Raw genomic sequence first — 23,905 nt, forward strand, 5'->3', positions numbered from 1 at the left:
GTTATAGCGCTCAGTTATAATACCTGCTCGAGGCATTATGGCAAGTGACGAGGTTCACGAGATGCAAGAAAACAGCCTGGCGCGTCGGGCATTGGGGCTCGAAGAGACGGGCTTGGTGACTCTGCCGGACGGACGCAACCGGATTCAGCAGGCACTGCTGGCCCCTTTGGCGCAACTCAATGCCGCGGCGGTGAGGGCGGGCTTCACGTTGGGCGTGGCCAGTGGCTTCCGCGGTTTTGCGCAGCAGGCTGCGATCTGGAACGCCAAGGCACGCGGCGAGCGACCTATTCTCGACCCGCGCGAGCGGCCACTCGACCCCGAAACTCTGGATGATGAGCAGAAGCTCTGGGCGATTTTGCGCTGGTCAGCGCTGCCCGGCACGTCTCGTCACCACTGGGGGACGGACATCGATGTCTATGAATGCAGTCACCTGCCCGAAGGCTACGTGTTGCAGTTGACCCGAGCGGAGTGCGCTCCTGGAGGACCTCTGGCCGACTTTCACCACTGGCTGAGTGAGTACCTGGCGTCAGTGGATAACCCCGGCTTTTACCGTCCCTACAGTGAGGACACGGGTGGGGTGTCGCCGGAGCCCTGGCATCTGAGTTTCGCACCCTTGGCAGAGCCGTTGGAGACGGTGCTCACCGAGACATTGGTTGAACGTCAGGTAGCGAGCGCCGACCTGGCACTTAAGCCCCAGATACTGACGCACCTGTCGGCGATCATGCGTCGCTTCGTGCATTCTTCAGCGGCCGGACTACGCACCGAGGTCGGACCATGACACAAGCGGAAAAAAACGCCGCCCCGAGTCAGTTTGCGTTATTGCGCGAGCGCCGCTTCCTGCCCTTTTTTATCGCCCAGTTTGGCGGTGCTTTTAACGACAATTTCTATAAAAGCGCGTTGTTGATTCTTTTTACTTACGGCGGCATCGAACGCTGGGGGCTCGATGTCAACGTGATCAATAATCTGGTGGCGGCCACCCTGATTATCCCGTTTTTCCTGTTTGCTCCGCTGATGGGACAGTACGCGGACAAGTACGAAAAAGCCCTGATTATTCGCCGTATCAAAGTGGCGGAAATTCTGACCATGGTCTTTGCGGCCATCGCCCTCTGGTTGAACAGTCCTGGGCTCCTGATGCTGGTGCTGTTTCTGACGGGTACCCAGTCGGCCTGTTTCAGTCCCCTGAAATACTCGATTCTGCCGCAGCATGTGTCTGCGCGCGAGCTCACCGGCGCCAATGGTTTGGTTCATACGGGCACCTCGCTGGCGATTTTTTTGGGGCTGATCGCGGGCACCCTGGCACTGGAATTTAGCGGTGGGCGCTGGGTAGTGGCAGCGGGCGCGCTCTTGGTGGCCTGGATTGGCTGGCGCGCCAGTTGCCGGATTCCTGATGCACCTCCCGCGGATGCCGGTGTTCAGCTCCAGCACAATATTTTTACACAGACGCTGCGTACCCTGCGCTACGCGCGGGAATACCCGATGGTGTTCTGGAGTATCATGGGCGCGTCCTGGTACTGGTTTTTGGGCTCGGTATACCTGACCCAGTTGCCCAACTTTACGCGCAGTGTGCTCTACGGTTCGCCGGCTGTGGTGAGCGTGTTGCTGATTCTGTTTCTGCTGGGTATCTGCGTCGGCGCGCTCCTGTGTGAGCGGCTGAGTCGGCGCACCGTCGAGCCCGCGATTGTGCCTTTGGGGGCGTTGCTGGTGGCACTCTTTGGTCTCGACCTGGCCTGGTCCGGGGCCGCGTTCGAGCGTGCGCACGCGCTCGCGGATGGCGAGTTATACGCGATTTCTGATCTCTTTGGACTGGCGTACTGGTGGCGTATTGTTGTGGATGTTACTGTGCTCGGCGTTGCCGGTGGCCTCTATATGATCCCTCTGGCGGCGCTGATGCAGAGCCGTAGCCGCGATGATAATCGGGCCCAGATCATTGCGGCCAACAACGTCATCAACGCGATCTTTATGGTGCTGGCGTCGGTGGTTGGCGTTGTCGGTCTGGGGGTTATCGGGCTGTCCATTCCCCAACTGTTTGTTGTGATCGTCGTGATGCATCTGGCGATGATGACATTGTTGTTTGTGGCGGTAGCGGAGTTTCGGCAGCGGTTTTTTGCGCGCTTTTTCGGCGTGCTTAGTACTAAGAGGTAAGCGGTAACATGTTGGTGATTTTTGACTGTGATGGCGTGCTCGTGGACAGCGAGATCATCTCTGCCCGGGTGCTCAGTGAGTGTTTGGCGGCCGAGGGTTTTACCCTGAGTGCCGGACAGGTGATTGAGCGCTATCGCGGTAAGTCCGTGCCCCATTGCGAGCGCATGGCGGCTGCGGACCTGGCGGGTGCTGATGACCAGACGCCCTTGAGCGATGAACAGCTGGCGCGCGGTCAGCGTTTCTGGCGCCATATGCAGGCTGAAACACTGCGCGCGTGCGAGCGCGACCTGGATACGGTGCCCGGCGTTGAGGCGGTGCTTGAGGAGCTGGAAGCGCGCGGGATTCCTTACTGCGTGGCCTCCAACGGTAAACACGAAAAAATGGCTGTGACCCTGCGTGCTACCGGTTTACAGGCGCGTTTTGACGGGCGTATTTTCAGTTACGAGGATGTCGCCCAGGGTAAGCCCGCGCCGGATCTGTTCCTGTTCGCTGCGCACAGCCTCGGCGTCGAGCCGTCTCAATCGGTGGTCATTGAGGACTCGGTGACCGGCGTACGCGCCGCGAAGGCGGCCGGTATGCGGGTGCTGGGTTTTTGTCCGCCCGAGCCCGATGGCAACGCCAATCCGCTTTTGGGAGAAATGCAGGCGCTGGGCGCCGAATGCTTTTTCGCCATGCCCGAGCTGCTGGAGCGGCTGGACAAGCCGACCGCGGTGCGGGAGATTGCCGATGGTTGATCCGACCCTGTACCAGGATATCAGTGTCGCCGGCGTTTGGCGGGCGCTGCGCGCCGAGGCGCAGGCGGCGGCTCAGGTCGAGCCGGTGTTGGCGAGCTTCTATCATGCCAGTCTGCTCAATCACGACAATTTTGCGGCCGCAATCAGCTTCCATTTGGCCAACAAACTCGACAGTCATGCGGTGCCCGCGATGCAGATTCGCGAAGTATTTGAAGCGGCTATGGTGCGTGAACCGGCGCTGGCTGAAGCCATGTGCCGGGATATGCGCGCCTACCGCGACCGCGATCCGGCTTGCGATCGCTACACCCTGCCGTTTCTGTTTTTCAAGGGCTATCACGCGCTCCAGGCCCATCGCTTTGCGCATCACTTGTGGGACCAGGGGCGTGAAACCCTGGCGCTCTATTTACAGAATCAAATCTCCCGTGCCTTCGACGTCGATATTCATCCGGCCGCTCGCATCGGGGACGGTATTATGATTGACCATGCCACCGGTGTGGTGGTGGGTGAAACGGCAGTTATCGAAAACGATGTATCCCTGCTGCATGCGGTGACCCTGGGTGGCTCCGGACTTACCAGTGGTGATCGCCACCCTAAAATCCGCCACGGCGTTCTGATTAGCACCGGCGCTAAAATTTTGGGTAATATTGAGGTAGGCGAGGGCGCGGTGGTGGGCGCGGGCAGTGTGGTGCTCGAGTCGGTCCCGGCGCACTCCACGGTGGTGGGGGTGCCCGCCCGGGTGGTCGGGCGCCCACGGGTGGATGAGCCCGCCCTGACCATGGATCACGAATTTCCTTCGACGCCGGAGTAAGCCATGAGTGAGACCCGATACGATATTGTATTTCGCGGCGATCTGGTTCTCGGCCAGAACATTGTTGAGGTAAAAGCGCGCCTGCAGAAACTCTTCAAAGCCGATGCCGCCCGTATCGATGCGCTCTTCTCCGGACGCCCGGTCACCCTCAAACGCAATCTCGATCAGGCCGCTGCCCAGAAATACCGCCAGGTGCTGGAGCAGGCCGGTATTCAGGTACAGGTCAAAGCCCAGTCCGAGCCATCGGCGCCCGCCCAGGCGGCGGCGAAAGCTCCGGTTGCGCCGGCGGCCAGTCCGGCCACGACGGACGGATGGGACTTGGCGCCCGTGGGCGAGCTGCTGCGTCCGGAGGAGCGGCCGCGCCTGCAACCGGTCCACGTGGATACCAGCGCTATCAGTCTCAAGCCTCAAACAGGTAACCTGGTGGATGCGGAAGAGTTGCCGATGAATGATCTGCCGCCACCGGTGATTCCCGAGTTGGATATCGCCGAGCCGGGCAGTGATGTGCTGCGCCCGGAAGAGCGTGCGCCGGAACCCGAAGCGACGGTGATGGCCGGGGACTGGGACATTGCTGAGGTAGGCGAGGACGTACTCAAGCCTGAGGAGCGACAGAAAGTCGAGCCGGTCGAGGTGGATATCAGTGGTATTTCGTTGGCGGATTGATGGGTAGTGCCGGGGGGGAGAGCGCCCGGCGCAAGGCACCGGGCGCGAGGCTGAAGCGAGGCTTAGCCTTTTTTGTAGCGCTCGACCGAGTCGATGATTTCCTGACGCGCGGCTTCCGGGCCGGCCCAGCCTTCAATTTTCACCCACTTGCCTTTTTCCAGATCCTTGTAGCGCTCGAAAAAGTGCTCGATCTGGTTCAGAGTAATTTCCGGCAGGTCAGTGGCTTTTTCAATCTTGCTGTAAAGCGTGGTGACCTTGTCCACCGGCACGGCCAGGACTTTGGCGTCTTCACCGGATTCGTCGGTCATCTTGAGTACACCGATGGGGCGGCAGCGAATTACGGCACCCGGGGGCAGAGCGTGGGGGAAAACCACCAGCACGTCGACCGGGTCGCCATCGCCGCACAGGGTGTGAGGCACATAGCCGTAGTTGCAGGGGTAATGCATGGCGGTGCCGAGCAGGCGGTCTACCATGATGGCGCCGCTGTCCTTGTCCACTTCGTATTTGATGGGTTTGCCATCCATGGGGATTTCAATAATCACGTTGAGATCGTCCGGCAGGTTCTTACCGGCGGGTACTTTGTCCAGGCTCATAAGCAGCTTCCCGTTGGGTTGAGGGTGGAAATAAGGTTCGGGATTCTACCACAAGCGCGCGCTGTGGGCCGCACCCCGCGCTTGCAAGTCCGTCCCACTCCGCCATAATAGACCCTCATCCGAACGGCAACCTAAGGCTTGTGCATGCGCGTTTTTCTGTCTCTGTACCAGTGGCTGGTCATCAAACACCCCGTGCTGACCCTGGTGGGCATCGCCCTGTTGACTCTGGTCGCGGCCTTGGGGCTGCCCAACTTCAAGCTCGACGCCTCGGCCGACTCGCTGACGCTGGAGAGCGATCAGGATCTGGACTACTTTCGCGAGATCAACCAACGCTACCAGAGCGGCGATTTCCTGGTGGTGACCTACACGCCGCACACCGACATGTTCTCCGACGAATCCCTGGAGACTCTGGCGGCACTGCGGGAAGAGTTGGCCGATGTCGACGGTGTTGCCAGCATCAACTCCCTGCTGGATGTGCCTCTACTCTACAGTCCCATGCGTCCGATGGCGGAGCAGCAGGATGGGGTGCGCACTCTGCAGACCGAGGGCGTCGATCGGGACATGGCCCGGGACGAATTTCTCAACAGCCCTATTTATCGGGATATGCTGCTCAGTCCTGATGGTCGCACCACCGCGCTGCTGCTCAACCTGGACGTGGACAATACCTATATCGACCTGGTGCGTGAGCGCGATGCTCTGCGCCTGAAGCGCAGCCGGGACGGTCTGGATTCCGATGAGGAGGCGCGTCTGGCGGACGTCACCGCCGAGTTCCGTACCTATCAGACCGAGGCCAACGCCCGCGCCCATGCCCGGGTTTATGAAGTGCGCGACATTCTGGTGAATTACGAGGACCGCGCGGAGGTGTTCCTGGGCGGCCCGAGCATGATTACCGCCGATATGATCGCCTTTATCCAGAGTGATCTGGTGGTTTTCGGCACCGGCATCATTATTTTTGTGATTGTGATGTTGGCGATCATCTTCCGCCAGTGGCGCTTTGTGGTTCTGCCCTTGGGTACTTGTGTTCTGGCGGTGGTGTTGATGCTCGGCTGGTTGAGCTGGATCGACTGGCGCCTGACGGTAATTTCCGCCAACTTCGTTGCCCTGCTGCTGATAATGACCCTGGCACTCACCATTCACCTGGTGGTGCGTTTTCGTGAGTTCCATGCCCAGAACCCGGACTGGAGTCGCGAGCAGTTGGTGCTCTCCACCGTGAGCTTTATGGTACGCCCTTGCTTGTACACGGCGTTGACCACGATGGTCGCCTTTGTGTCCCTGGTAGTGAGCGATATCCGCCCGGTGATCGACTTCGGTTGGATGATGACCATTGGCCTTGCGCTGGCATTTGTGCTTGCGTTTCTGATTCTGCCTGCGGGTTTGATGCTCTGGCCCAAAGGTGAACCCAAAGACAAGGGTGACAACTCCGGTGCCTTTACCTTGCATTTTTCCCGCATCGCCGAACACCATGGTGGCAAGGTGGTGGTGATCGCCCTGGTGGCTGCGCTGGTGAGCGTGTGGGGGGTAACCCGCCTGGAAGTGGAAAACCGGTTTATCGATTACTTCCATAAGGACACTGAGATCTATCAGGGCCTGAAGGTGATCGACCAACAGCTCGGTGGCACGATCAATTTGGATATCATTCTCGATGCCGATTCGACCGTGCTGGAAGAGCCGGGCAGCTTTAGTCTGAGCGATTCGGCGTACGGCGAAGATGACCCCTTTGGAGAGCCTGAGGGTGACCCCTTCGGCGACGATCAGGATCCTTTCGCCAGCGATGATGACCCCTTTGCGGATGGCGACGATCCTTTTGCGGACGAAAACGGCAACGACGCCACTGTGGCGGACAGCTACTGGTTCACCCTCTATGGATTGCAGGAAGTCGCGCACCTACATGATTACCTGGAAGCCCGGCCGGAAGTGGGCAAGGTGCAGTCCCTGGCGATCGTACGGGAGCTGGCGCAAGATATTGCTGGCGGTCGACTGAACAATTTTGAACTCAATGTGTTGCGCCGCTCGCTCCCGGAAGAGGTGCGGGACTTCCTGATTGCGCCCTATCTGTCTGAGGAACACCATCAGACGCGCATCAGCATGCGTATCAAGGAAACCCACCCGGAGCTGCGCCGGGCGGAGCTGGTCGAGCAGATCAAAACCTTTGCCGTGGAAGAGGCGGGATTCAATGAGGATCAGGTGCAGGTCACGGGTATGCTGGTGCTCTACAACAACATGCTCCAGAGCCTGTTCTATTCTCAGATCGTCACCCTGGGTGCGGTGTTTGTGGGCATCATGTTGATGTTTCTGGTGTTATTCCGCTCAATGAGCATAGCGATTATAGCCATTCTGCCCAATATGCTTGCCGCCGGCGTGGTGTTGGGAGGCATGGGGATTGTGGGGGTGCCGCTGGATATGATGACCATCACCATTGCGGCGATTACCGTCGGGGTGGGCGTTGATCACGCTATTCACTACCTCTACCGGTTCCGTAAGGAGTTGGCGGACAGTGTCAGCTATGTGGAGGCCATGCACCGTTCCCACGCCTCCATTGGTCGGGCCATGTACTACACCGCCATTACCATTATCGTGGGCTTTTCGATTCTGGCGCTGTCGCAGTTTATCCCGTCGATCTATTTTGGTCTGCTGACGGCCTTCGCCATGCTGACCGCGATTCTCGGGTCGCTGACGCTGTTGCCGAAGCTGGTGTTGATGGTCAAGCCGTTTGGTGCGGCGGGGCCGACCGACAACTAGGTTGCCGGTCGGCCCGCACGCGTTGGTGCGGGCCGGGTGAGTGTAGCCCCCGGAAACGGGGGCCGGAAGGGTTACTCAGCGAAACTCACGGTCACGCTGTGAATCGTCAGAGTGCCCGCGACGTTGCCACCTTCATGTTTGGCGCCGAGTATAAAGGCCAACTGCTCTCCCTCTGCGATGTCAAACGCACCGGTTCCCAGGGTGCACTGGGAGGTCTGCTCTGCGCCGGTCAAGTCCTCATTGTTGATCCAGCAGTCCCAGTGGCCAGTCCAACCGCCAAATTGCTCCTGTGCCATGGGTTGCACATTGGCACCGCTCGCGCGGTAGTCTTCATCGGCGGTAAAGACGACGGTAAACGTTGCGCCTGCGAGATTAACCGGGCCGTCGATCAAGTAGCGGGTACTGTGATCATGGGCTGAGGCTGAGAAAACGACCCCGGCTTCTGAATAGCTCACGGATGCCCCTTCGCCCTCGACTGACCAGCCTTCGGTCACACCGAGGCTCAGGTCGACGTCGTCATCCCCGCCGTTGCCATTGCCGTTGTCGCCATTGCCATTGCCGTTGTCGCCATTACCGTTGCCGTTGTCGCCATTACCATTGCCATTGTCACCGTTGCCGTTGCCATTGTCGCCGCCGTTGTCATCCGGGGTGTCGTCAGCGAGGTAGAGTCGGGCGGCGTGAAGGGTGATGCTGCCTTCCAGCGTGCTGTCAACGGGGCCTTCGGGGTTGGCGCCTTCATCGGCGCCGTCGCCGCGCAGCACCTGCAGGCCCACCTGGCCGGTGTCGCCGCCGGTGGAGAAGACGAGGGAGTCGCTATCCAGCGGGAATTCGCAGCTGTAGGTGTAGGGTGAAGCGTCGATGTCCTGATTGTAGACCTCGCAACCCCAGAAGCCGCCCCACGGCGCTACTTGTTGCTGGCCATAACCCTGCAGAATGATGCCGCCGGGCTGCCCGTTGTTGTCAAGAATACTTTGGTCGATGTCCAGTTCGAACACCAAGGTCGCACCGCGTAAATCAATAGGCCCGTCCATGCTGTAATTGGCCGCAAACACACAGCGGGCGTTGGCATCCCAGTCTTGTGGGCAAGCCTCCTGGGTGAAGTCGGGCGTCAGGATCAGAACCTCGTTCTCGGTATCATAGCTGAGCGTGGCAGAGGATCCGTTATTGGTCCAGGCGCTGTCGCCAAGTGGTAAGTGCATCGCGTCGCTGGTGTCATCGCCGTTGTCACCACCATTGCCGTTGCCGTTCTCGTTTCCATTCCCATTCCCGTTGCCGTTGCCATTTTCAGGCTCTTCGTGCTCCTGGGAATGATCAATACTGGTGTCCGGCGGGTTAAGGTTGCTGCCGCCACAGGCGCTGAGCACCAGCGCGGCGGCCATCGAAAGACTGGTTAGCCAGAATTTGTTAAACATAAAGCACTGCCCTCTTTATTGTTACTGTCGGCACCGGGGCCTACAGCACGGCTTGCCCGGGGGTGCATTGTGGGATACCCATCCAGTGAATGTGGTTTATCTAATATATCAGATAAATAAGACGTGATTAACCGGTTTCAGTGAGTTTGTGGGTCTGTTTTAGTCAAATTTGCTATTAGAGGTGTGTGAGCTTAGAGCTTGAGGTTCAGTCGCTCATTGGCGGGGTGCAGGCTGCGTACGCCCGCGAGGTTGAGGGTCAAGTCCAGCAGTTCATCCCAGGGTTGGGCGTTGCGCATGCCTTTGATCGAGCGGTCGACAGCGTTGGCTTTGCGCAGTAACTGTTGCAGTTGTGCGGGTTTGAGGCGACGAGTGGCCTGCTGGATCAGGGGTTGACGCTTTTGCCAGACGTTGGCCTGCTTGGCGGCCCAGGCAAAGGCTTTGCCCTGGCCTAGAGCGTGGGTGACATCCACCAGGGTCCGGATTTCTCGCGTCAGGGCCCAGAGTATGGCGATGGCTTCGGTGCCCTCGGTACGCAGCCCCTGAAGGGTTTTGATTGCGCCTCGGGCATCGCCCAGGAGCGCCTTGTCGACCAGCCCGAAGACATCGTAACGGGCGCTGTCGGCCACAACAGAGGCCATCAGCTCACGGCTGACCAGCCCGTCCGGGGCCAACAATTTCAGTTTTTCAATTTCTTGCACGGCCGCGAGCAAGTTGCCTTCAATACGCGCTGCCAGCAATTCAATAGCATCGCTATCGGCGTTCAAGCCGGCCTGTTGCAGGCGCTGGCCGATCCAGCGTATCAGGGGCTGCCCCGGGGCCACGGGCCAGACGGTGACATGGGCGCCGACATTGTCGAGGGTTTTGAACCAGCGGGTATTCTGGCTGCTGCGTTCCAGTTTCCCGGTGACCAACAGCAGTAGGTTGTCGCTTGAGACGTTGGCGGCATACTCCTGCAATGCCTTGCCACCCTTGTCGCCGGGTTTTCCGCTGGGCAATCGGACTTCAATAATTTTCTGTTCAGCAAACAGAGACAGGCTGTTGGCGGCGCTCAGCACCTGGCCCCAATCAAAATTGGCGTCGGCATGGTAGAGCTCCCGCTCGCTGAAGCCCCGATCCCGGGCAGCCTGGCGAATGCTGTCGCAGGCCTCCTGAACCAGCAGGGGCTCGTCCCCCGAGACCAGATAAATGGGGGCCAGGGAGCGCTTCAATTGGGCGGGTAGTTCCTCAGGGCGAAGCTTCGCCATGGGCGTCCTCGATCAGGTCGGTGTCTGGCGCCGCATTCGGGTCACTGCCGGCGACGGCGTAGAAGCGGCGCAAAATTTGCTGGCCCAGTTCCCGACGCATTTCCCGCACCAGTAACCGTTCCTGCTGATGGGTGCTACCGTCACCGACGCTGTAGTCGTAGGAGCGGATGATGCTGGCGCTGGCGCCGCTCACCAGGGTGTCTCCTGCGCGCGAGCGGATATCAAATTCCGCTTCCAGTGTCAGCTCGTAGGCGCTGGCCAGGGTATCGGCGCCGACGCCGGCCACCCGGCGCTCAAAACTTTCGTCGGTGATATAGAGGCTGAACGGTGCCTGATTGGCATTCGCGACCAGCTCGACACCGGCCCCCCGAAGCAGGTTGCGCATCTCTGACGCCAGCTCGCCGTGAGCTTCCGAGGCCTGCAGGTAGATCTGCTCCACGGTGGCCTGAGGCCCTTGGGTGCCGCGCAGATGCCAACCGCAGGCAGCGGTCAGCAGGCACAGCAAGGTAACGACAAGCACAGGCATAACACGCATGGCCGGACTCCGGTTAGTTGGCAACGATGTTGACCAGTTTGTTGGGTACCACGATGATTTTGCGTACCGTGACGCCCTCAAGGAAGCGCTGGACATTGGGCAGTGCCTGGGCCAGGTGCTCCATTTGCGCTTTGGGGGCATCCACCGGCGCCTGGATTTTGTCGCGCACTTTGCCGTTGACCTGCACCACCACCTCGATGCTTGAGCGCACCAGTGCGGCTTCGTCCACCATTGGCCAGGGGGTATCCAGCGGAATGCCGTCGTGGCCGAGCGCTTGCCAGAGTGCCTGGGTGGCGTGCGGGACAATCGGCGCCAACAGCAATACCGCGGCTTCCAGCGCTTCCCGCTCCACCGCGAGGGTGTCCGGGGTGTTGCGATCGGCGAGCTTGCTTACCTCGTTCAGCAATTCCATGACCGCCGCAATCGCGGTGTTGAAGGTCTGGCGACGACCGTAGTCGTCACCCACCTTGGCAATGGTCTCATGCGTCTTGCGGCGCAGATCCTTTTGCTCATTGCTGAGCGCGTCCGGGTTGAGGGTGCCAGGGGTGCCGGCCTGCAGGTGCCCGTGCACGGCTTTCCACAGCCGGCGCAGGAAGCGGTGGGCACCATCCACCCCCGAATCACTCCACTCCATGCTCTGATCCGGCGGCGCCGCGAACATGGAAAACAGGCGTACAGTATCGGCACCGTACTGGTCGATCAGGGCCTGTGGGTCCACGGTGTTGCCCTTGGACTTGCTCATTTTGGCGCCGTCTTTGAGTACCATGCCCTGACACAGCAGGCGCTCAAAGGGTTCATCGCCGGAGACCAATCCCTCGTCGCGCATCAGCTTGTGGAAGAAGCGCGCGTACAACAAGTGCAAGATTGCGTGTTCGATGCCGCCCACATACTGATCCACCGGCAGCCAGTAGTCCGCCGCCTCTTTGTCGATCATGCCCTCGGCATAGTGGGGGCAGGTGTAGCGGGCGTAATACCAGGAGGATTCCATAAAGGTATCAAAGGTATCGGTCTCCTTCTCTACCGGTTGGCCGTCCAGTTCATCCTTGCGCCATTCGGGGTCGGCCTTGATGGGCGACTGCACGCCGTCCATGACCACATCTTCGGGTAGCAGGACCGGCAGCTTGTGCGCCGGTACCGGAATTTCGCCGCCTTCAGGCAGATTGAACATGGGTATCGGGGATCCCCAGTAGCGCTGGCGAGAGACACCCCAATCGCGCAGGCGGTAATTGGTGGTGATACGTCCTTTGCCGGCCGCATCAAGGGTGTCGGCAATGGCGCTGAAAGCGGCGTCAAAGTCGAGCCCGCCGAATTCACCGGAGTTGATCAGTACGCCTTTGTCGACAAAGGCCGCCTTGTCCAGGTCGCAGTCCTCGCCGTTTTCGGGGGCGATGACCTGGGTGATGGGGAGGCCGTACTTTTTAGCAAATTCGTAGTCACGCTGATCGTGAGCGGGTACTGCCATGACCGCGCCCGAGCCGTAATCCATGAGCACATAGTTGGCGACCCAGACGGCTACCGGCTCCCCGGTGATCGGGTGCAGGGCTTTGAGGCCGGTATCCAGGCCGCGCTTTTCCATGTTGGCCATATCGGCCTCGGCCACCGACTGCTTTTTGCATTCGGCAATAAAACCCGCCAGTTCAGGGCTGTTCTTGGCCAGTGCCTCGGCAATCGGGTGCTCCGCCGCCAGGCTCACATATGTGACCCCCATCAGCGTGTCCGGGCGCGTCGTGTAGACCTCAAAACTGTCGTGCTCGCCCACCGCCTGGGCCAGGTCAAAACGCATCTGCACGCCCTGGCTCTTGCCGATCCAGTTGCGTTGCATGGTGCGCACCTGGTCCGGCCAGTGAGGCAGTTGGTCGAGATCGTTGAGCAGCTCTTCGGCGTAGTCGGTGATCTTGATAAACCACTGGGGAATTTCTTTGCGCTCCACCAGTGCACCCGAGCGCCAGCCGCGGCCATCAATCACCTGCTCATTGGCCAAAACGGTCTGATCTTCCGGGTCCCAGTTGACCGTGGCCATCTTCTTGTACACCAGGCCCTTCTCGTACAGACGGGTGAAGAACCACTGTTCCCATTTGTAGTACTCGGGGGTACAGGTGGTCAGCTCCCGGGACCAGTCAAAGCCAAAGCCCAGAGACTTGAGCTGCTCGCGCATATGGTCGGTGTTGGCGTAGGTCCATTTTGCCGGGGCGGTATTGTTCTTGATGGCAGCGTTTTCAGCGGGCAGACCGAAGGCATCCCAGCCCATGGGGTGAAGCACATTTTTACCCTGCATACGTTGGTAGCGGGCAATCACATCGGAGATGGTGTAGTTGCGCACATGGCCCATATGCAGCTTGCCGCTGGGGTAGGGGAACATCGCCAGGCAGTAGAATTTGTCTTTACTGTGATCCACCTGGACCTCGAAGGTCTTGTGGTCGTCCCAGTAGCGCTGTACGTCGGATTCAATCTGCTCGGGATGGTATTGCTCTTCCATCAGTGATAAAGGCCTGTGCTCGGTAATGGGTGGGTTTACAAAAGCCCACGATTATAGAGCCTTGCGGCCCAGAAAGCGAAGGCCTGGTGGTAGACTATGGATCCGGGCCGGCGCATTCGCGGGCGGCCCCGGTAGTGATAAAAACAAACTGAGAGAGAGCACATGATGAACCCGAAAGAGTTGGGCCAGTTATTGGTCTTGTCGCTGCTGCTGGCGCTGAGTGCCGCCGGGGCGAGTGAGCGTCCGGCGGACGGTGAGCCGCTACCCTTGTGGCCAGAGCGGGAACCGGTGCAGCCGGATCGCCAGCGCATTGAAGATCAGCGGATCTATCACGTGGACAACCCCGCGATCACACCGTTTTGGCCCGAAGCCGGGCAGGCTAATGGTGCCGCCATGCTGGTGTTCCCCGGCGGTGGCTATCGACGCCTGGCGTGGGACAAAGAGGGCACCGACATCGCTGATTGGCTGACCGCGCGCGGGATCGCGGCGTTTGTGGTGACCTATCGGATGATCGATTACGGCTACCCGGCACCGCAGCTCGATGGCCAGCGGGCGGTGCGTTATCTGCGCCGGGAAGCCGAGCAATGGGGCCTGGACCCGAACCGTATTGGGGTGATGGGCTTCTCTGCCGGCGGCCATCTGGCGGGCAGCGTGGCCCTGCGGGAGCCGCTGAGCGTGAAGCAGTCCGACGCCTGGGACACGTTTGATCCGCGTCCGGATCTGGCCGTGTTGGCCTACCCAGTGGTCACTCTGGAGGGTGAGGCGGCGCATATCGGCTCGCGTGATGCACTCTTGGGTGAGGGGCCAGATCCCGCCAGGGTGAAGGAGAATTCCCTGCACCATCAGGTCACAGAGCGGGTTCCGCCGCTGTTTTTGGTTCACGGCGGCGGGGATCGTTCGGTGCCGCTGGCCAATAGCCTCATGCTGCTGGAGGCCGTGCGCGCCCACAGTGACGATGTGGAGCTCCATGTTTACCCGACCGACGTGCACGGTTTTGGGATGGAGGCCGGGCACGGTTCAGCCTCCAGCTGGCCTCAGGCGCTGGAAGCCTGGCTGCGGACTCAGGACTTCATCCGTTAGGACAAAGTCCGAGCGGTGACTCAGTGGCTTACTACCTGCTCGTTTGGGCGCAAGGTGTCGGCCAGCGTGGCTGGAGTCAACAATTGCGGGAGCAGCTGCCCAGGGCCTCGGTGACCTGCCGGGTACCACAGGTATAGGGGAACGCCACTGCGTCCATAGCGCTCAAGCAAGGCGGTAATCTCCGGGTCGCGGTTGGTCCAGTCTCCCTTAAGCGTAACGACGCCCAACTCATCAAAGAGGGTATTGGCGCTGTTGGTGCCAAGCGCGACTCGCTCATTGGCCAGGCAAGTGATGCACCAGTCGGCGGTCAGGTTGATAAAGACCGGTTTACCCGCTGCGCGCAGGCTGGCCAGACGCTCGGCGCTGTAGGATTCCCAGCGGTCGGCGTCGCGCTTCCCGTCCACTATTTGCCAGGGCAGCATCAGAGCCACCACCCAGGCGGCCGCCATGGCGCCGCGGCGCACCAGGTTGACGGCGCCCCGGGCGGCCTGTTGGCGCAACCAGAGTGCAAAGATGATCATTAGCCCGCCGGATGCTACCGCGATCACGGCGTTGAGCCCCACTTGGCGACCGAGCACCCAGAGCAACCAGATGGCGGTGAGATACAGCGGGAAGGCCAGGAGTTCTTTCAGGGTTTCCATCCAGGGGCCGGGACGGGGCAGGTGCTTGGCCAGCTGTGGCAGGTGGCACAGCAGTAGTAGCGGCAGCGCCATCCCCAGGCCCAGCGCCGCAAAGACGCCCAGGCTCACTGCGCCGGGTTGGGTCAGAGCAAAGCCGAGGGCGGCACCCATAAAGGGGGCCGTACACGGACTGGCCACCACCGCCGCCAGTACACCGGTAAAAAAGGAGCCGCGTAACCCCGAGCCTTCGGTCAGCGACTGGCCCGCACCCATCAATCCGGTGCCGATATTGATCATGCCCGAGAGTCCGAGGCCCAGTAGTAAAAACAAGTAGGCGAGGGCGGCCACCAGCAGTGGCGACTGCAGTTGGAAGCCCCAGCCCAGTGCCTGCCCGCCCGCGCGCGCGAGCATCAACACGGCGGCCAGTGCTATAAAACTGGCCATGATACCGAGGGTGTAAGCCCAGCCGTGCTTGGCCAGGCGCTCGGGTTCCGATTGCACCAGGCTCATCACCTTGATGGAGAGCACCGGGAATACGCAGGGCATGGCGTTGAGAATTACACCGCCAAGGAGTGCGAATACCAGCGCTTGCAGCAACCACAGTGAGGGGCGTTCGCTGTCTGTTACTGCTCCTGGCCCCTGTAGCTCACGAAATTGGTCAGCACTGATGGGAGTGACGCCGGCAGAGCGCGGGTCTACCTTCAGGTAGTCCCGGTGCGGGGGGTAGCAGAGACCGGCCTCGGCACAGCCCTGGCTGACCACTTCCAGCGCAAAAGGTCCGTGCGCGTCCACAGGCAGAATCACGGTGGCGCTGTCGCGGAACACGGCCATATCTTCTTCAAAGTAGGGATCATAGATCATCTGTGCTTCGCTGAATTGCAGCTCGACCGGTTGCGCTGGCGCGGCGCTAACCCGCGTGCGATCGCGGTAGAGATAATACTCGGGGGCAATGTCCCAGCGCAGAATGACCTGCTCGCCGGTCCAGTGGGCGTCGAGCTCAAAGGCTTCGGTCACGGGCAGGAAGTCGTCCTGAACCAGGGCATTGGCGCTGTAACTGAACCACAAAACGGGAATCAGCAGGGTGCGTATTAACAGTTGGAAAAATCGGTTGTTCATGAGGGTTGTCCAATAGCAGGCGTAGCGTAGGTGCCGTGGGTTTGCAGTGTGCCGCTCAGGCGCAGAGCGGGGTCGACCAGCAGGTAGGGTAACCCCTGGTCGGTCAGCCACTGGGGTTCAAGGGGGCTTTTGAGTAGCGCCAGGGTCGAGAAGGAGCCCGCGATCAGGCAGCGTGCGGCAATCACGCTGGCCGAGGCGAAAGTCGGTTGCAGGCTGCGCCCGGTAAACGGATTGAGCAGGTGTGAATAGCGAATGCCGTCGACCACCATATAGCGCTCATAGTCGCCACTGGTGGCGATGGCGCCTTCGGTCATGGTCACCTTGGCAATAGGTTTGCCGGGCGAGCGCGGGTTCTGAATACCCACAAGCCAGGGGCTGCCGTCCGGGTGAGGGCCGATCAAATGAATGTCCCCGCCGAGGTTTACCAGCCCGTGGGTAATGCCGTGCTGGCGACAGAGGTCCGCTACCTGGTCGGCGCAGTACTCTTTGACGTAACCGCCAAAGTCCAGCTCCATTCCAGGGTCCGGCAAAAAAATCTGGTGGCCATCCCAACCAACTCGGTGCCAGCCTATGAGGGGCGTCAGATGGGTCAGCTCCACCTCCGATGGTAACTTGTTGCTGGTGAAGTCCCACGCTCGACGCAAGATGCCTGAGGTGACGTCGAACAGGCCGCTGCTCTGTTGGTAGAGGGCATCGGCGTAGTCGAGCAGCCGGGCGGTCTCATGGTCCACTGTGACCGGATGCAGGCCCGCCGCCAGATTGATGGTGCTGGTGACACTGTCGCCCCGGTAACGACTGTATTTGCGCTCCAGTCGACGCACGTAGGCCAGGGCCACCTCGCCCACGGTGCGGGCGAGGTGTTCACTGCCATACAGCTGCAATTCACAACGGCTGCCCATGGCCTTGAAGCGCAGGCTGTGCAAGCGACCCTGACTCATTGGAAGCGGTACCCTATGCCCAAGGTGAGCAGATCGTAGCTGAGCAGTCCCGGGTGATCGCCTTCGGCCTGGTAGTGCTCATAGCCGATGTCCAACTGCAGTGTATCAAAGCGCTTGATGAGTTTGAGCTGGCCGCTGTAGGCATCAAATGCCGACAATCGATAGTCGCTCGAGTAATAGCCATCGTTGCGGGTCTGGGTGTAATAGGGACGATAAAACGTCGCCGCGCTCTGACTGTGATAGCGCAGTGTCGGCGTCAACTGCCAGCCATTGCCCAGGTTCTGATACCAACTCAGCTCGAGGGTGTGAGCGTCGATCTCCCAGTCGCTGGTGAAGTAGCGATAGTCCAGGTGCAACGCGGCGTTGGCGCCTTTGATGAACCGGCGCCACGACAGATCAATGTTGATCTGTTCGTGGGTGTCAGGACGTGAGTCAGCCACTGTCTCCTGTCCTACCAGTGCCAGTTTATAAGGATCGGATAGAAAACCCTCAACCAGATTCAAGCCGACGTTGATACTGGCCAAATTGATTGGGTTGATCACCTGGGTCACCCCCGCACTTAATCCGGAGCGGTTCAGGCGCTCGCCGGTAGGGCGGTTAAAACGCTCCGCATCGGTGGCATCGATGTAGTCCCGGGAGCTGTTGGCACCAAAGTTCAACGAGGTATGGTCCTGGTTTAAACGCCAGGCGCCGGAGAAGCCGATGCTGTAAGAGGAATAGTCGTTTTCAGTGGAGTGCCCTGCCGACAGGGTCACCTCCGAGCGCTGGTTGTAGCTGCGAAAATCGACACCCAGCTCGGTGCGCTCTTCCGAAATAGTGGCTTCGCTCATGACCTGTACCAGCTCGCCCTCTGCGTCGGGCATCACAAACCAGGGGGACGCGCCACTCATGGATTCGTGCAGTAGCGACAGGTTCAATTCGGTGTCGCTGGAGGTCGGCGCTTTGAAGCGCAAATGGCTGACGTCGATCAGGTAACGCTGATCGCTACCCAGGCCAAGTTTGTGCTGGGGAATGGGCGCCTCCTGGTAGCGCGCCTGTGAGAACTGCACCTGGTATTGCTGATCCGGCGGATCGGCCTGAGCCGCGTTGGGTAGCATCATGGCGGCGGCGGTTAAGGCCATAAGCGCCGAGGGTGAGTGGGCCGTGTTTTTTTGTGTATTCATGGATACCTTTCCCTCAGTTACATCCGCAACCGCCGCCTGAACCGCTCGAAACGGAGGAAGCTGCCTCTTTGCTGTGATGGATGTGGCTGCGTAACAGCGCTCCCATGGGGTCTGGCTCAAGGGCCATCTCTGGCCGAGCCAAGTAGTTGCGCTCCCAAGGTTGCACCTGGGTGCAAGCTGACACAGAGACCAGCAAGACACCGAGAAGCGTCAGTGTTTTTATGCGCATGGTCACAGTCCTATCAACTGGGTAACGACGTCTTCGATCAGCGTGGCATCGCGGTAGTCGTCAAACCCGACCACCACCTGACGTACCTGACCCTGCTGATCGACGATATAGGCACTGGGCATCCCTTTGAGCTGATACTCCAGTGCAACGTCGCCCTTGGGATCCCATGCAATGGGGAAATCCACCGGGTGGCTGTTTAAAAACTGCTGTGCATCGCGCTCATTCTCGTCCAGATTGATGGCGATGACTTCAAAGCCCCATTCGCCGAATTTTTCCCGCAGTTCCTGCATCTTGGGGAAGGAGCGCCGGCAGGGGCCGCACCAGGATGCCCAAAAGTCTACATAAACCACCTGGCCCCGGTAGTCCGCCAGGTTAATGGCTTTGTCGTCGGGGACATTGGCGATACCCGGAAGACTGAACGCGGGCGCAGAGGCACCCGGTTCCACGGCGTGAGTCAAACTGGCGGCACCGAGCAGAGCGATGGCGCTTATCCGGCGAAAAATCTGTTTCATGGCTTACCTCGTTGTGTGGTGTATCAAAAGATGTTTGTTATTCAGGTCAGGTCAAAATACCGGTCGCAGGCGAGCTGCTATAGGGCGCAATCACGCCATAGGCGCCCATATACTCCGCCACTGTATCGAGCAACTGGTGGTGATTATCGACATTGACCACTTGACCTCGACGAATGGCGTTGCCGCCGCCAGCGAGCATAAAGGGTGCATCGTGACCGTAGTGGGCATCACCGTCGCCCATGTCGGTGACTTGAACCACAAGGGTGTTGTCGAGCAGGCTTCCGCCGCTGGTGGGGTCGGTAGTTTCGGCCAACCGCTGAATTAGGTGGGTCATGCGCTCGGAAAAGTAGCTCCGAAAGTGTTCGTAGCGTGGGCGGTCACCGCTGTGAATCGCATCGTGATACTCGCCGTCGCGCGTGGTCACGCTGAAGTCGGCCTGATGGGTGCCCAGCTGCATCGTTGCGACTCGGGTGATGTTGCAGCTCAATGCCAGAATGATGTTTTCGGTTTGAAGCGCAAACAGATCGGTAAACGCGCTGTCGTTGCTGATGTCGTTCAGGCCCTGAGGGTTGTAGTTGGGCTCGGTGCAGCCTGCGGGCGCGGAGCCCGATGCCGCATGCTCAATATCCGAATGCAGCTTTTCGATGCTCGCCATATGCTGTTCAATGCGTTGGCGCTCGTAGTGACCCAGGCGTTGCTGGAGTTGCTCCAGCGCCAGGCGATTGACTTCAAGGATGCGTTTTTCCCGGCGCTCACCAATGGGGCTGGTATCGATAGTGCCGCCAAAGAGTCGGTCAAAGGCTGAGCGCGGATTGTCCTGGAAATCGGTAACGGCCGAGAAGCCGCGAGCAGAGATGGGATCCTCGCCGCGTGTGCGAACACCCAGACGTAAAGAGGCGACGGGCGATGTCGCCCCGACTACGCTTTCCAGTGCCAGGTCGATACTACCCTGCACGCCGTCAGCAAAGGCGCCCAGTACCCGCTGGGTCAAACCGTGGCCACCGCCGCCTACGATGTTCATGTCATCGAAGAAAACACACTCCTGTTTGACGGGCTCCAGCGGTGCCGAGCAGATCTTGAGTGTCAGGTCGGCAGAGGGTGTGTAAGAAAAGGATGCACCCCTGGGCGTGCCGTCCGGGATGTAAACAAAAATAACCCGACGGGTCGGATTGCCGGAGGCCTGCGCTTGGCGCGTCAGCAGGGCCCCAGATCCCAAGGCCGAGGCCTTGAGGAGGGGGAGTGATACGCCGGCAGCCCCGAGAAACTTCATGAACTCCCGGCGTTGTCGCTGTGCAGCTTTCTGATTGTGTTCCATAGTGACACCTCGTTGAATTCGTTGGCTCGGTTAGCGGGTAACATCTTTGCGGTAGCGCACACTGTCCATACTGCCCAGTGCCTTGAGCAGCTCGCGAGTGCTGTAACCGCGTTCGCGCATCACATTGTCCAAATGGTTGGCTTCGCAGCTGTAGCTTTGACGCTCTGCCGCTGAAAGCTGAATAGCGGGCAAGCCGTGGTCAAAGTGGTTGGTGCCTGTACCCATGGCCAATCGGAAAACGTTGTCAATAAAGCAGTGACGGGTGACATCCAGCCCGGCAATTGCGTGCGCAAATTCCTTGGCACCCTCAAAGTGAATGGTCTGGCTGTCGTTGACGCTATTGACGCCGTACAGGGCACCCATGGCGTCGATCGTCAGGTTGTTGAAGTCAGTGGCTTGCGGTAGGCCAACCGAGTTGAAGTCCTCAAAGCCGCCACCCAGGGGGTTGATCATTTCTTCGTGGCAGGTGGCGCACAGTGGTGCGGAGGTCTGATACTCGTACTTGGCACGGCTGGTGGCGACGCCGTCGTTTGCTTCAAGGTAGGCCTCCCAAGCCTCACGGGCGGCTTCACGCTCTTCATCAAAGTCCTCACCGCTCAGGGCGACACCAGTGGGGGGCGCGGGTACGTTGTGACACAGAAAGGCGCGACGGGCTCTTACAGCGCGCTGGATCGGTGAGGTTTCCTGCTCGTGGGCATGGACTGCCAGGAACGCACCTGACGTCACCAGGCCAGCGCGAGTGCTGGTGGTGACTTTGCGCAATTGATCACCGTTGACGCCGGGAATGCCGTAGAACTCGGCCAACGACTGGTTAACAAAGGCAAAGTTGCCGTCGTAGAGGCTCTCGAAGGGCGCATCCTCGTCCAGAATTACGTGATTGAACAACTCGCGCACTTCCTGGGCCATTGCTTGGCGAACATCGTCGGTAAAGCCGGGGTAGAGGCTCATATCCTTGTTCTGTTCGAGTACCCGGTCGGTGTGTAGCCACTGGGCTGCCAGGTTACCGAACTGTGCCCGCGCCTGGGGTGTGTCCAGCAAGCGATCAACCTGGGCTTCAATCTGTTCGCGGGTGGTCAGTTCATTGTTGCGTGCAGCCTGCAACAGGATCATATCCGGCGTGGTGCCCGCAAAGGTGAAGCTCAGGAAGGAAGCCAGCTGATAGGGAGTGAGCACATAGGCATCGGGATCCAGCTCTACAGTCGGCAGGGAAATTTCCACCTCTTGGGCCGCCGCAAGGGTAGCGGAGGTGACCTCAATGGTGTGCGGCTCCCCGGTTGTTTCGACAAAACCAAAGTAGGTGTTGTTGCCGGTCAGCCCCTCAAGCATGACTCGATAGGTTTTCTCATAGCTGGCATCGATGGTGATGCGAACATCCGCTTGACCATTGCCGCCGGTAATATGCAGTTCCGGCCAGCTGCCAGCGCCATTGGGCTGAGCGCTTGCAACAATTTCCAGTAACTCGGTGCCGGTGAAATTGTGGCTCACATTATTGCCCGTGTGATAGCCGGGGGTAACAGGATCGGCAAAGATGGTGGCAACCGGGCCCATCGCCTCGTACTGCGGGTCGTCAGACCCATTTTCGAGATCAGCCACCGACACCCCGGTTTCATCGCGGTAGAGGAAGTTGGGGGAGGTCAGCAGGGTGCGCACGGCCAGTCGTAGCCCTTCGTTCAGGTCGCCGCCGGTGTACTCGTTGGTGAACATGCTTTGGAACTGGTCGCGTTCATCGTTGCTGAGAGGGCGGCGGAAGGCCCGGAAACCAAAGTCATCAAGCAGGCGCATCCCACACTGGCCATCGGCGATGCCGCTGCAGTCGACAATATCGGCAAAGTCGTGTTCGGCTAACGCATCCACCACACGACTGACCACCAAACTGTAGGCTTGCAGTGTGCCGCTCTCGATATTGGCCATGATGTTGTTCGAGAAACCCTCAATGCGGTTGTCTGAAGGCAGGGTGTCGTACACACTTTGTCCCAGGTCCTCGCGAATATCGACTCCGGTCAGATCACGTACGCTATTGATAAATTCGTGTCGGGTGAGTACGCGCAGGTGGCGCGGGCCATAGGCAATCTCACAGCTGCTTTCGATGGGCGGTTGGTTGCTGGATGAGGAGCTGCTGGAACTGCTTGAGGACTCCGAGGATTGACTCGATGACGAACTGCTGGAGCTTCCCGGTGAGTCGCTCGATGTCTGGCTGGAGCTGGACTGACTTGAGCTCGATTGACTCGAAGATGAGCTGCTGGACGGTGGTTCACTGCCTGGTGCCGGCAGGCCGTAGTGGATATAGGTTGCGAGCAGGGTAGCGCACTCGGCATCACAACGACTCGGGATGCCGTAAGGCATGGTTTGCTCGATTTTACTTGCCAGGCTCAACTCATTACTGCAAGACGGGCAGTTAAACAAGTTGTAAGCCCCGGGGGGATCGGCTTGGGGGGCAGTGAAGGTGGTTGTGCCATCAACGCCGTGGCAAGTGGCGCATTGTTGGGAGTGGTACAGATCGTGTGCTTGGGCAATATCGATTGACCAACCGCTTTCTGTGTCGCTGTCACTGCTGGAACTGCTGGATTGCTGATCGCTGCTTGAGCTTTCAGAGCTGCTGGATTGCTGATCGCTGCTTGAGCTTTCAGAGCTGCTGGATTGCTGATCGCTGCTTGAGCTTTCAGAGCTGCTGGATTGCTGATCGCTGCTTGAGCTTTCAGAGCTACTGGATTGCTGTTCGCTGCTATTGTTGTCACTACTGGGAGGGGCAGGGAAACCGGCCTCGATATAGTTGGCCATCAGTTGAGCGCATTCACCCACACAGGAAGTGGGCGTCAGCAGTGGCATGGTGTGCTCAATGACATCAAAGAGTGCATTGGAGTCGCCACAAGCGGAACAGTTGAGCAGGTCGCCGCCCACGCCGCCTTTGCCTTGATCGCCGTGGCAGCTGGCACACTCCGTTTGATAGACGTAGTGTGCTTCCGCAACGTCAAAAACGGTATCATTAATGGGAGGCGTTTCATCTGAAGGAGGGGCACTACTGTTGTGATCGCTCTGGGAGCTGGAGCTGTCCGCACTCGGTGGTGTGTTGGGCGAACCGTTGCCCTCATCGAAGCTGGCGTCACCGCCACAGCCGGCAAACAACAGGGCACTGAGGGCGAGCACCAGTGGTCGCCAGTGGCGCGCGGATAATATCCCTAGGGCTTTCATGGTTGCATTCCTATCATCAGGTGAGTGAGTGAGCGCTGCCGCAGTAAAAATGTCAGGCAAAACCATCCCGCGACCTTTTGGTGTTGCAAAAGGCCTGTTCAATGTCCCGGGTTTCGGCGGAAAAATGTCGCGGAGGTTAGTGTGTTTTACTTATAGTGATGTCTGCCTTTTTTTCTGACGGTTGCTTAGAGTCATTCTAGGAAAAAGTCATCGTGGTCGATGTGAGGGCTGTCTCACGCGAGGGGGGCTTGAGTCACAAAAAAAAGGTGTTGGCACATTTTTATCTAACAGGGATCACACTTTGGCGATACTGGGTTTTGATAGGTGAATTTTTGTTTACAAGTTAATCGTTGTCGAATTCGCGGGTTCGATCAGGGTAAAATGGCGATTACTAACA

The 23,905-nt window shown here is 59.5% G+C and carries 19 protein-coding genes; 7 read left to right on the forward strand and 12 right to left on the reverse strand.

The annotated features are described in order from the left end of the window. The first annotated feature begins 37 nt into the window (after positions 1–37). The 5 genes from DKW72_RS04210 to DKW72_RS04230 are packed head-to-tail and all read left to right on the forward strand — an operon-like array spanning position 38 to position 4,347. Positions 38–778 carry a M15 family metallopeptidase gene (locus DKW72_RS04210; protein WP_111641077.1) on the forward strand — a complete coding sequence of 247 codons (741 nt, stop codon included), beginning with the start codon at positions 38–40 and terminating at the stop codon, positions 776–778. Next, positions 775–2,142, forward strand: coding sequence for an MFS transporter (locus tag DKW72_RS04215; RefSeq protein ID WP_111641078.1), 1,368 nt, complete (start codon positions 775–777; stop codon positions 2,140–2,142). The genes DKW72_RS04210 and DKW72_RS04215 overlap by 4 nt, the downstream gene beginning before the upstream one ends. 8 nt (positions 2,143–2,150) lie before the next feature. Further along, a complete protein-coding gene (locus DKW72_RS04220) occupies positions 2,151–2,876 on the forward strand; it encodes an HAD family hydrolase (protein ID WP_111641079.1) in 726 nt (241 codons plus the stop codon). Beyond that, positions 2,869–3,684, forward strand: a complete 816-nt coding sequence (gene cysE / locus DKW72_RS04225) for a serine O-acetyltransferase (protein WP_111641080.1) — start codon at positions 2,869–2,871, stop codon at positions 3,682–3,684. Before DKW72_RS04220 ends, cysE begins: the two co-directional genes overlap by 8 nt. A gap of 3 nt (positions 3,685–3,687) precedes the next feature. Beyond that, entirely contained in the window at positions 3,688–4,347 is a 660-nt protein-coding gene (locus tag DKW72_RS04230) for a hypothetical protein (RefSeq protein WP_111641081.1), read from the forward strand. A gap of 62 nt (positions 4,348–4,409) precedes the next feature. Here the strand turns inward: DKW72_RS04230 and ppa are convergent, their stop codons facing one another. Next, positions 4,410–4,940, reverse strand: a complete 531-nt coding sequence (gene ppa, locus DKW72_RS04235) for an inorganic diphosphatase (RefSeq protein ID WP_111641082.1) — start codon at positions 4,938–4,940, stop codon at positions 4,410–4,412. A 144-nt stretch (positions 4,941–5,084) separates the two neighbouring features. Here ppa and DKW72_RS04240 point away from each other — a divergent pair, with 144 nt between their 5' ends. Next, positions 5,085–7,679, forward strand: a complete 2,595-nt coding sequence (locus DKW72_RS04240) for an efflux RND transporter permease subunit (RefSeq protein ID WP_111641083.1) — start codon at positions 5,085–5,087, stop codon at positions 7,677–7,679. A 71-nt stretch (positions 7,680–7,750) separates the two neighbouring features. Here the strand turns inward: DKW72_RS04240 and DKW72_RS04245 are convergent, their stop codons facing one another. From DKW72_RS04245 to leuS, 4 genes are all read right to left on the reverse strand, one after another. Next, positions 7,751–9,091: a family 15 carbohydrate-binding domain-containing protein gene (locus DKW72_RS04245; RefSeq protein ID WP_111641084.1), complete on the reverse strand. Its 1,341-nt coding sequence runs from the start codon at positions 9,089–9,091 to the stop codon at positions 7,751–7,753. A 191-nt stretch (positions 9,092–9,282) separates the two neighbouring features. Then, the gene (gene holA, locus DKW72_RS04250; protein ID WP_111641085.1) at positions 9,283–10,335 is read right to left on the reverse strand and encodes a DNA polymerase III subunit delta; all 1,053 of its coding nucleotides are present in this window, start codon (positions 10,333–10,335) and stop codon (positions 9,283–9,285) included. Further along, complete coding sequence (locus tag DKW72_RS04255; RefSeq protein ID WP_157960386.1) at positions 10,316–10,870, reverse strand: LPS-assembly lipoprotein LptE; 555 nt, start codon at positions 10,868–10,870, stop codon at positions 10,316–10,318. The genes holA and DKW72_RS04255 overlap by 20 nt, the downstream gene beginning before the upstream one ends. Positions 10,871–10,883: 13 nt before the next feature. After that, positions 10,884–13,346, reverse strand: coding sequence for a leucine--tRNA ligase (gene leuS, locus DKW72_RS04260; protein ID WP_111641087.1), 2,463 nt, complete (start codon positions 13,344–13,346; stop codon positions 10,884–10,886). Positions 13,347–13,508: 162 nt separating this feature from the next. Between leuS and DKW72_RS04265 the strand changes: the two genes are divergently transcribed. Continuing rightward, positions 13,509–14,426, forward strand: a complete 918-nt coding sequence (locus DKW72_RS04265; RefSeq protein WP_111641088.1) for an alpha/beta hydrolase — start codon at positions 13,509–13,511, stop codon at positions 14,424–14,426. Between the two features lie 20 nt (positions 14,427–14,446). Here DKW72_RS04265 and DKW72_RS04270 read toward each other — a convergent pair whose 3' ends face one another. From DKW72_RS04270 to DKW72_RS04300, 7 genes are read right to left on the reverse strand one after another with little or no spacing between them, the layout of a single operon-like run. Continuing rightward, positions 14,447–16,162, reverse strand: coding sequence for a protein-disulfide reductase DsbD family protein (locus DKW72_RS04270; protein WP_111641089.1), 1,716 nt, complete (start codon positions 16,160–16,162; stop codon positions 14,447–14,449). Continuing rightward, positions 16,159–17,100, reverse strand: coding sequence for an FAD:protein FMN transferase (locus DKW72_RS04275; protein ID WP_111641090.1), 942 nt, complete (start codon positions 17,098–17,100; stop codon positions 16,159–16,161). The genes DKW72_RS04270 and DKW72_RS04275 overlap by 4 nt, the downstream gene beginning before the upstream one ends. After that, positions 17,097–18,263: a DUF3570 domain-containing protein gene (locus tag DKW72_RS04280; RefSeq protein ID WP_111641091.1), complete on the reverse strand. Its 1,167-nt coding sequence runs from the start codon at positions 18,261–18,263 to the stop codon at positions 17,097–17,099. The genes DKW72_RS04275 and DKW72_RS04280 overlap by 4 nt, the downstream gene beginning before the upstream one ends. 13 nt (positions 18,264–18,276) lie before the next feature. Then, entirely contained in the window at positions 18,277–18,492 is a 216-nt protein-coding gene (locus DKW72_RS16670) for a DUF4266 domain-containing protein (protein ID WP_111641092.1), read from the reverse strand. A 2-nt stretch (positions 18,493–18,494) separates the two neighbouring features. Further along, a complete protein-coding gene (locus tag DKW72_RS04290) occupies positions 18,495–19,004 on the reverse strand; it encodes a TlpA family protein disulfide reductase (protein ID WP_111641093.1) in 510 nt (169 codons plus the stop codon). A gap of 46 nt (positions 19,005–19,050) precedes the next feature. Next, positions 19,051–20,319 carry a DUF1552 domain-containing protein gene (locus DKW72_RS04295; protein WP_111641094.1) on the reverse strand — a complete coding sequence of 423 codons (1,269 nt, stop codon included), beginning with the start codon at positions 20,317–20,319 and terminating at the stop codon, positions 19,051–19,053. 30 nt (positions 20,320–20,349) lie between these two features. After that, positions 20,350–23,508: a DUF1592 domain-containing protein gene (locus DKW72_RS04300; protein WP_198411214.1), complete on the reverse strand. Its 3,159-nt coding sequence runs from the start codon at positions 23,506–23,508 to the stop codon at positions 20,350–20,352. Positions 23,509–23,905: the final 397 nt, after the last annotated feature.

It is taken from the genome of Marinimicrobium alkaliphilum (assembly GCF_003259155.1).
Classification (GTDB): domain Bacteria; phylum Pseudomonadota; class Gammaproteobacteria; order Pseudomonadales; family Cellvibrionaceae; genus Marinimicrobium_A; species Marinimicrobium_A alkaliphilum.